Raw genomic sequence first — 7689 nt, forward strand, 5'->3', positions numbered from 1 at the left:
TTAATTGCAAAGATGTATTCTATGATAAAATTAACAAATAATTCTATTTATTACTTATATTTATATTTATTTATATAATTTTTTCAAATTAAATCTAAAGCAATTCTTACAAAAAATATTATTCTAGAAATGATATAGCGCATAATTATATTAGAACTATTAAATAATAAATTAATAGAATAACATAAATAAAGTATTTCTAGAATTGTATAAACTACTTTTATATTGAAAGGAGGAATGATTATAAAAAATATATTTTTTGTAATTACAAGTGTTGTATTAGTAATTTTTGTAGGCTTTTATTTTTATAATAAAAGTACAGCTAAGGTGAAAGTAGCGATAATAGATACTGGTATAAACACTAAACTAAGTAATTTTAAAAATTTACATATTGAGCAAAAAGAAAACTTTAGAGGTAGTCATGGTACTGGAGTAATGTATTTAATAAATAAGTATGCCAAAAGTAACAGGGTAAAATATTATAGTTTTGTATTAAATAAAAGAACTGCAAATGAATATGCCCAACTAATTAATGATGCAATTGATAAAAATGTTGACATTATAAATTTAAGTAATGGTATTTTTGAAGATTCCAAACAAGTTAAAACTGCTATAGACAAAGCTAAAAAAAATAATATAAAAGTGTTTGCTGCGGCGGGAAATAGCTTTGGTACGAAGATGGATTATCCGGCTCAGTACGAATCAGTCACTTCAGTTGGCTCTCTTAATGAATATGGGGAAATCAGCGTAATGAATCCTTCTAAGAAATCAGATGAATATTGTTTGGGAGACAATCTAAATGTTATTAATCAAAAAGGTAATTACTATAGAGTCAAGGGAAGTTCTTTTGCTACGGCTATATGTACAGGAAAATATATAAACAGTATAATTAAAAAGGAGAAATAAATATGATATTTAATAAAAAAATTTTATCAACAGTAGCATTCGTTGTTATGACTACAAGTGTTGCCCCTTTATCACAAGCTCGTGCAGTTGAAAATACTGATACATTTGAAAGTGAAAACATAGAGGATACTAACTACAAAACAATTCAAGAAGAAATTAGTACCCCTGTCATGAATGTAAATAATGAACAAACAGACACATTAGAAATAGAAAAAGCAGTTGATGAAACAATCTCAAAAGAGGCTATTTCACAAAAGGAAACAATTATAAATAAACTTCAAGAAAAAGGACTAATTGTTGACAAGTATACAGCGAATGAAAATAACATTAAAGTAATGGGGCATACTGAAAATAATACTCACAAAATTGTCTATAACTTCAATTTAAATACAGACGTTATTACTACAGAAGTAATAGATAATAAGATAGATAAAAAGCAAGAGTATTTATCTGAAATCTATGATAATTCAACAAATGATATGAAAGTTAAAATGACTGACACAAGAACTAAAGAAACTCAAATTGTTAGTTCTAATGAAGTACATGATAATATTCCATTTGCAATTCCATTAGTTATTTATGGTGCAGAAGTTATATTAGCATTAGCAGCATCTGCTGTAATAGTATATAAAGGCATAGAGTTAGTAAGGCTAGGAAAAGTCGCAGCACAAATTATTAATACTAAAAATAGAAAATATAATTACTATAAAGCTAAGTTGAAAGATGGTAAAGTATACATCTATAGAAAAAGTGCAGGTATTTCCTATGCAGCAGCAGTTAGACGAGGAAAATATAACAAAGAGTTTAAGGATGTATGGTCAGTTTCTCGTAGTTATGCCAAAAAAGTTGCACAAGGAGTAAATCCAAAAGGCAGCCCAATAAACGAAACTAATTTATCAATAAAAAATAAAAATGAACAATACCATCATTATCATCCGTATAAAAGAACTCCAGCTATGCACTCATTTTATGGATCTAAACCAGTATATTAGGAGGAAATATTAATGAATTATAAGGTCATATTGGATGAATATAATAAATATAAAGAAAATTTTACTTATAGTATTAATGAAGTAGAAACTATTTTAACCAACGATTTAAAAGCCTTTGAAATACCTTTGAAAAATATGTCTAAAACGGATCTTAAAAATAATGAAGAAGTAACATATAAGGATATTTATAAAATGTATGTTATAGAAGATCCAGATGTATTAAAACAATTCAAGGATGAGTTTGATGATATTGGAATTGACTTAGACGAAGATGACTACGATTATTCTCCTGATATGAAAGATAAATATGATTATGATACTTTGATTGTTAAGCATAATGAAGAGCATGCTATGTCAGTATTTATTGAGACTAAAGATAAAAAGAATGTGAGCTATCTTTATGTTTGGGGATCTATGAAATTACAGGAATTAATGTGTTGTTATGGTGGAATTAAGGGCATGGATGAAGGAAATATTAATGATCCATATTTCCAAACATATTTAGATATGTTAGTGAAACACGGGTTTTTAAAAATTTAGAACACAATTAATAGAAAATTATGATGTATAACAGTTATCTACTAACTAGGTATACTTATGTATTCATAAAATCATACGTATCCTACTATTCAGTAGTATTTTTAATAAGTCATATCATTATTAAGTGCTTGTCTGTTTGTACAGATTAAGCACTTTTTTTACGAATCATAAATTTAATAAATAAATTTATTGTTTGAATATATTCTGCATAACATTACTAATTGAATCATTCATTATATCTTGGTTTATCCCAATATATCTAAGTGTCACAGACTGAGATGAATGATTAAATAGATCCATCAACAAAGCGACATCCTTCGTTTTCTTGTAGTAATGGTAACCAAAGGTCTTACGCATGGAATGGGTACCGATTTCACTTAAACCGATTGATTTTGCTGAATGATTGAGGATTCGATAAGCCTGTACACGACTAATCGGTTTATCATTGCCATCAGAATCGAGTTTATTGCTTTTAAACAGATAATCTTCATCCTCCAGGAACTGAATATAACGATCAATGTCCTCCTTTAGATGATAAAGGGGGATTTGTTTCTGTTTACGGGTCTTCTGTTCTCTTAGTTTAATCGTATAGTCTTTAATATCTTTTTTCTTAAGCCCCAACATATCGCTCACTCTCAGACCACAGTTAATTCCAAGGTTAAACAGAAATACATCTCTTTCTGATCCATAATAAGCCAGTGCTGCTTTCATCTCCTGTATCTTTTTCACGTCTCGAATTGGTTCTACACTATTCATTAAAATCACTCCTATATGATACGTATAATGTATGTATTGATATCGTTATGATACATTATTTTAGGCATAAAAATAAACCCCTTTTGTGTAGGGATTTATCATGTAACATAATTTATATTATGTTACATTATTTAAATTTAAAAATTATCTACCCCTCCAACAGAACACTAGTTTACTAGTAAATGAAAAATATTGAAAGACTTGCAAATTATAAATATATAGATTAATATATCGTTATACGATATATAATAACACGATATAAAGAGGTGCGATATGAATAATAAAATAGCTTTAACAGAAAGTATTTACTATATTTTATTATCTCTAGAAGAACCGTTGCACGGTTACGGTATTATTCAAAAGATTAACAGACTCTCCAATGACCGTATTAATATGGCTGCTGGAACACTATACGGCGCTCTAAATACCTTAATTAAAAAAGAGTGGATCGAACTTGTCAGTGAAAATGGTCCTAAAGGTAAAAAAGAATATCAAATCACTGATATTGGAATAGAAGTTCTACAACAAGAAATTTTAAGATTAAAAGAACTGGTAACCAACGGAGATTTATATTTGAGAGGTGAATTATATTGAAGAAAGTGATAAGACGATTTTTTATAGCTTCAAGTGCAGAGAAAGAAGAAAAATGGCTGAATGAAATGGCACTAAAAGGATATGTACTTAAAAAAGCATCTTTAGGTAATTATGTTTTTAATAAAACAGATAAAAAATATAAAATACGATTAGCTTTTATGCCTGAAAATAAAAAAGAATTCATCAATTTTATTGAAGAAACAAATGCTCAATATATTTCTGAAGTTGGAAATTGGGGATATTTCTTAAAAGAAGTTGAAAGTTTTGAAGAATCATTTGAAATCTATTCTGATATTGATTCTAGAATAGAACAAAATGCTCGTGTTATACAAATTTTTGCCATAATCGCTCTAAGCAGTTTGCTTCCTTGTATAAGTGCAATTATTCCTGGAATGTTAAGTGATACTTTATCTTCATCATTTAAAGTAATACTAATAGTGATATTCATAATATTAGTTAGTTTTTATGTGTTTATGTTAGCTAAGTTAATTATCAAAAATAATAAACTCAAAGAAGAACGTAATATACAAGAATGAGTACTAAATAATTAGTGCTCATTCTTGTATATTATAAGCAATAGTTCCTCTATAATCTTTTACTAAGTAATATACTTACCATAGTGTTACATACAAGAACGACAATCAAAGTAAATAATAATTAAAGAGAAAACACTCTAATCGATTATTTGATTAGAGTGTATCCTTAGTCTACATATATTTTATATTCTTCTAAAATCGATGTTATAGGCCAATTTCATCGATTGGATTTACTTATCTTAATAAAATTCAATTCATTATAATTAATTAAAGTATATATACTTTAATTTTATTTGTCAAGTTTTGTTTATTTTTCAACATTTAAAACTTGACAAATTCTAAATGTTAGTGTGTAATAAAGTATATATACTTTATTACATCCAAAAAGGAAGAAAAAAATGGGGATTACAAAATATCAGAAAATGTCTGTTTTTAAAAATGATATTCGAGATAAAATCGAATTTTATAAAAAAAATATTTTTACCGTTTATGAAATAGAAGAATTTTACAGAGAGCATGCTTATGAGTGGAAATTATCTTTAAGAATGGATGTTGAGGATTTTATTTATTTTTGCAAAAATAATAATATCTTAAAAGAGATATATTTAGAATTTCCTAACAGATCAATTAGACGATTTGTTAAAAATAAACATCAATATTCTAAAGAAGATATAGCTATTAGTTTATCACCCAAAGCTTATTTTTCTCATTATTCAGCAGTCATGATTCATGACCTATCTAATAACGTAGTCAAAAACGTTTTTATTAGTACAGAACTTAGTAAAAAGAAAGAAACTACGAGATTGTTAGAACAAGAAAGTATAAATAGAGCCTTTAGTAAACCAATGCGATTTACTAACAGAAAAGCAGAGTATCAAAATGCCTATATATATTGGTTGGAAAGTAAAAATTATGACTCTATCGGAATTATAGAAGGGGAATATAAATATACAGATTTAGAGAGAACATTGATTGATTGCTTAATGAGACCACAATATTGTGGTGGTATTGATGAAGTCATTAATATTTTTGAAGCTGCTAAGAACAATATCTCCATAAATAAATTATATAAATATATAAAAAGAATGAATCCTATATATCCTTATCACCAAGCATTAGGATTTATTTTAGAATATATAGGATTACAAGGTAAAATTGTTGATATGTTTTTAACTCTTGGAATGGATTATGATTTTTATTTAGATTACAACACTAATATTAATAATTGTAATTACTCTTCTAAATGGAAGTTATATTATCCTAAGCATCTAGATTAATTTTTTCAATCAATTCACAGACAAAATCGTAATAAAAAGAAAAACCTTTATTATGTACATCTTTTCCAATTGATTGCTCTACAGAGCTATATGCTATTTCATGAAACTCTTTTGTTCCCGTTAGCTTGATTTTATTAATTAAAGTTAACGGGACATTTTTTATTTCAAACATTTTTTTTATTATATCCCTATTTTCTTCTAACAAAAATTCATCATATAATTCTTTTTCATGATTAAATATAGTAAATATATCATAAAAATCTCGGGGACGAGGAGATGTTTTTATATTCATAATTTCTTTATACTCAGGCATTTGTTGGCATATTGCACGTAGTTTTTCTGCAACAATCATTAATAGTGAATATGAACTTACCAATGTATCATTTATTTCTATAATTATAGAATGATCTATATATTCATATTTGCTTATATCTATCGTCATATCTTTCTTATTATCTTTTCCTAACGCAATACTAGTTTTTCTTATTTTCTCTATATCTCCGTCAAACTGATTAGAAATAGACAAATCAATCACCTTAAATGATACTCGATACCCACCCCAATTAGGTTTGTCTGTTTTTTTAGGGCTATCTATAAATTTGAAATCTATTAAATCTAAATCCTCAGTTTTCAACACTTTTCTAATATTATTCTCTAATAAATTTTCTAATTGTTGTTTTGTAATATCTATATCATTTAAATCACCTTTCATAGAGATATCTATATCCATAGAGGCTCTATTATTAATATCATATGCGATTGAGAGTGCGTTTCCACCCTTTAAAGAGAAATCATTTAAAATTAAATCATCCGAAAACATCCCTATAATTACTAATTTCCTAATCTTATCTTTATCATATACTCGCATCATAATCTCCTTATTACATACCATTTTAATTGTTCTAAAAAATTATTTATTTGAACCATTTAGAAAAGAATCCTTTGTTGTCTTTTTCGTTATTTTCCTTCAAATCTTGATAAAAATCATCTACTTTATTTTCATTAATAGATATATTAGTAGAAGGTTCTTCCTTATTCTGATTTTCATTTTTTAAATTATTAATTAAAGATAACTTATCTTCTAGTTTTTCTATCTTTTCATTACTTTGCAGTGCTAGTGATTGTTGATTATGTAATAACTTCTGTTGATTATCTAATGTTTCATTTAACTTATTGATTTGATTGTCTTTAACATTCATTTGATTTTCTAAAAAGGATATCTGTTTTTCTTTATCTTCTAATTGTTGCTTCAATAGTTTAACTATATCACTTTGTAATTCTCTATCTTTAATTTCCTTTTGATCATCATTATTATTTTCAATTTCTTGATTTATGACGTCAAAAATCGTTTCTAAATTTAATTTTTCATCTAATGGTTTTTGATTGTTAATACTTTCTCCTATCTTCAATGCTTGTTCATTAGTGATAACTAGCGCATTATCTTTTTTCTCTAATTCTATATCTAATCTCTTCGCATGATTCAAAACAGTCATTTTAGTTACACCCATCTTTTCTGACAGCTCTTTAAGTGAATAAACCATTTTTACGCTCCCTTTTACGTTTCATATATTATCTTATACGATTATTATACTTGATATCATTAACCTTATATACTAATTTATACGATACATAAAATCAATTATATGATTTGTTTGATTAGCTGTATAATAAGTATATAAATCCAGTAAAATCATATATAATAGTCATATAACAATACTGATATGAGGTGATTAAATGTCTGAGGAAATTAAAGAAGAAAAAAGAAAATATGGTTTTTATCATCAAAAAGGTGAAAAGATTAAGGTTGTTTTCCTTGATGGCAAAGCTGTGACTGGAACATATTTATTCAGCGCGAAATATGAGATTTACATTGAAACAGAAGATGGACGAGAAATAACGATTTTTAAACATGCTATAAAGTATATCTATGTACTTGATTAGTTTTACAAAGAAAACTGAATGAGATATAATAAAGTTAACAAGTAGAAATTCCATGGAAACACCGAACCCCCTGACTGCTGGAACAGTTAGGGGGTTTTTTAGGTGCTGGTATGCCGTCTTAATCCTTACGTTGATCTAACCAGTGAG

10 protein-coding genes are annotated in these 7689 nt (G+C 26.8%); 7 read left to right on the forward strand and 3 right to left on the reverse strand.

Features of this window, described 5'->3' with window-relative positions; all coding sequences use genetic code 11:
• The first annotated feature begins 237 nt into the window (after positions 1–237).
• Genes CD152_RS04140 through CD152_RS04150 form a run of 3 tightly spaced genes read left to right on the forward strand, consistent with a single transcriptional unit; the run spans position 238 to position 2438 of the window.
• Positions 238–906: a S8 family peptidase gene (locus CD152_RS04140; RefSeq protein WP_101033719.1), complete on the forward strand. Its 669-nt coding sequence runs from the start codon at positions 238–240 to the stop codon at positions 904–906.
• 2 nt (positions 907–908) lie between these two features.
• Positions 909–1898, forward strand: coding sequence for a hypothetical protein (locus tag CD152_RS04145; protein WP_101152129.1), 990 nt, complete (start codon positions 909–911; stop codon positions 1896–1898).
• A gap of 12 nt (positions 1899–1910) precedes the next feature.
• A complete protein-coding gene (locus CD152_RS04150) occupies positions 1911–2438 on the forward strand; it encodes a hypothetical protein (RefSeq protein WP_101033749.1) in 528 nt (175 codons plus the stop codon).
• Positions 2439–2624: 186 nt separating this feature from the next.
• On the opposite strand, the gene CD152_RS04155 is transcribed toward CD152_RS04150, so the two are convergent.
• Positions 2625–3194, reverse strand: a complete 570-nt coding sequence (locus CD152_RS04155) for a tyrosine-type recombinase/integrase (protein ID WP_103214434.1) — start codon at positions 3192–3194, stop codon at positions 2625–2627.
• A gap of 273 nt (positions 3195–3467) precedes the next feature.
• Here CD152_RS04155 and CD152_RS04160 point away from each other — a divergent pair, with 273 nt between their 5' ends.
• The 3 genes from CD152_RS04160 to CD152_RS04170 all read left to right on the forward strand — a co-directional run bounded on the left by CD152_RS04160 (position 3468) and on the right by CD152_RS04170 (position 5601).
• Positions 3468–3788, forward strand: a complete 321-nt coding sequence (locus tag CD152_RS04160; protein WP_101045352.1) for a PadR family transcriptional regulator — start codon at positions 3468–3470, stop codon at positions 3786–3788.
• 5 nt (positions 3789–3793) lie between these two features.
• Positions 3794–4324, forward strand: coding sequence for a DUF2812 domain-containing protein (locus CD152_RS04165; protein WP_232755759.1), 531 nt, complete (start codon positions 3794–3796; stop codon positions 4322–4324).
• 398 nt (positions 4325–4722) lie between these two features.
• Positions 4723–5601: a type IV toxin-antitoxin system AbiEi family antitoxin domain-containing protein gene (locus tag CD152_RS04170; RefSeq protein WP_101151212.1), complete on the forward strand. Its 879-nt coding sequence runs from the start codon at positions 4723–4725 to the stop codon at positions 5599–5601.
• On the opposite strand, the gene CD152_RS04175 is transcribed toward CD152_RS04170, so the two are convergent.
• Together CD152_RS04175 and CD152_RS04180 are read right to left on the reverse strand one after the other, a co-directional pair.
• Entirely contained in the window at positions 5585–6469 is an 885-nt protein-coding gene (locus CD152_RS04175) for a nucleotidyl transferase AbiEii/AbiGii toxin family protein (RefSeq protein WP_169926158.1), read from the reverse strand. The two genes, CD152_RS04170 and CD152_RS04175, sit on opposite strands and share 17 nt — an antisense overlap.
• Before the next feature lie 46 nt (positions 6470–6515).
• A complete protein-coding gene (locus CD152_RS04180) occupies positions 6516–7142 on the reverse strand; it encodes a DUF536 domain-containing protein (protein ID WP_101151214.1) in 627 nt (208 codons plus the stop codon).
• A 193-nt stretch (positions 7143–7335) separates the two neighbouring features.
• On the opposite strand from CD152_RS04180, the gene CD152_RS04185 reads away from it, so the two are divergent.
• Positions 7336–7542, forward strand: a complete 207-nt coding sequence (locus tag CD152_RS04185) for a hypothetical protein (RefSeq protein ID WP_101151215.1) — start codon at positions 7336–7338, stop codon at positions 7540–7542.
• Positions 7543–7689 lie beyond the last annotated feature (147 nt).

This window comes from Macrococcoides caseolyticum (genome assembly GCF_002902665.1).
Lineage (GTDB): Bacteria > Bacillota > Bacilli > Staphylococcales > Staphylococcaceae > Macrococcoides > Macrococcoides caseolyticum.

Bases quoted from the DNA above. Each gene is read 5' to 3' on its own strand.
- CD152_RS04175 (WP_169926158.1), bottom strand. From the start codon at position 6,469: ATGCGAGTATATGATAAAGATAAGATTAGGAAATTAGTAATTATAGGG.
- CD152_RS04140 (WP_101033719.1), top strand. From the start codon at position 238: ATGATTATAAAAAATATATTTTTTGTAATTACAAGTGTTGTATTAGTA.
- CD152_RS04160 (WP_101045352.1), top strand. From the start codon at position 3,468: ATGAATAATAAAATAGCTTTAACAGAAAGTATTTACTATATTTTATTA.
- CD152_RS04150 (WP_101033749.1), top strand. From the start codon at position 1,911: ATGAATTATAAGGTCATATTGGATGAATATAATAAATATAAAGAAAAT.
- CD152_RS04155 (WP_103214434.1), bottom strand. From the start codon at position 3,194: ATGAATAGTGTAGAACCAATTCGAGACGTGAAAAAGATACAGGAGATG.
- CD152_RS04180 (WP_101151214.1), bottom strand. From the start codon at position 7,142: ATGGTTTATTCACTTAAAGAGCTGTCAGAAAAGATGGGTGTAACTAAA.
- CD152_RS04185 (WP_101151215.1), top strand. From the start codon at position 7,336: ATGTCTGAGGAAATTAAAGAAGAAAAAAGAAAATATGGTTTTTATCAT.
- CD152_RS04145 (WP_101152129.1), top strand. From the start codon at position 909: ATGATATTTAATAAAAAAATTTTATCAACAGTAGCATTCGTTGTTATG.
- CD152_RS04170 (WP_101151212.1), top strand. From the start codon at position 4,723: ATGGGGATTACAAAATATCAGAAAATGTCTGTTTTTAAAAATGATATT.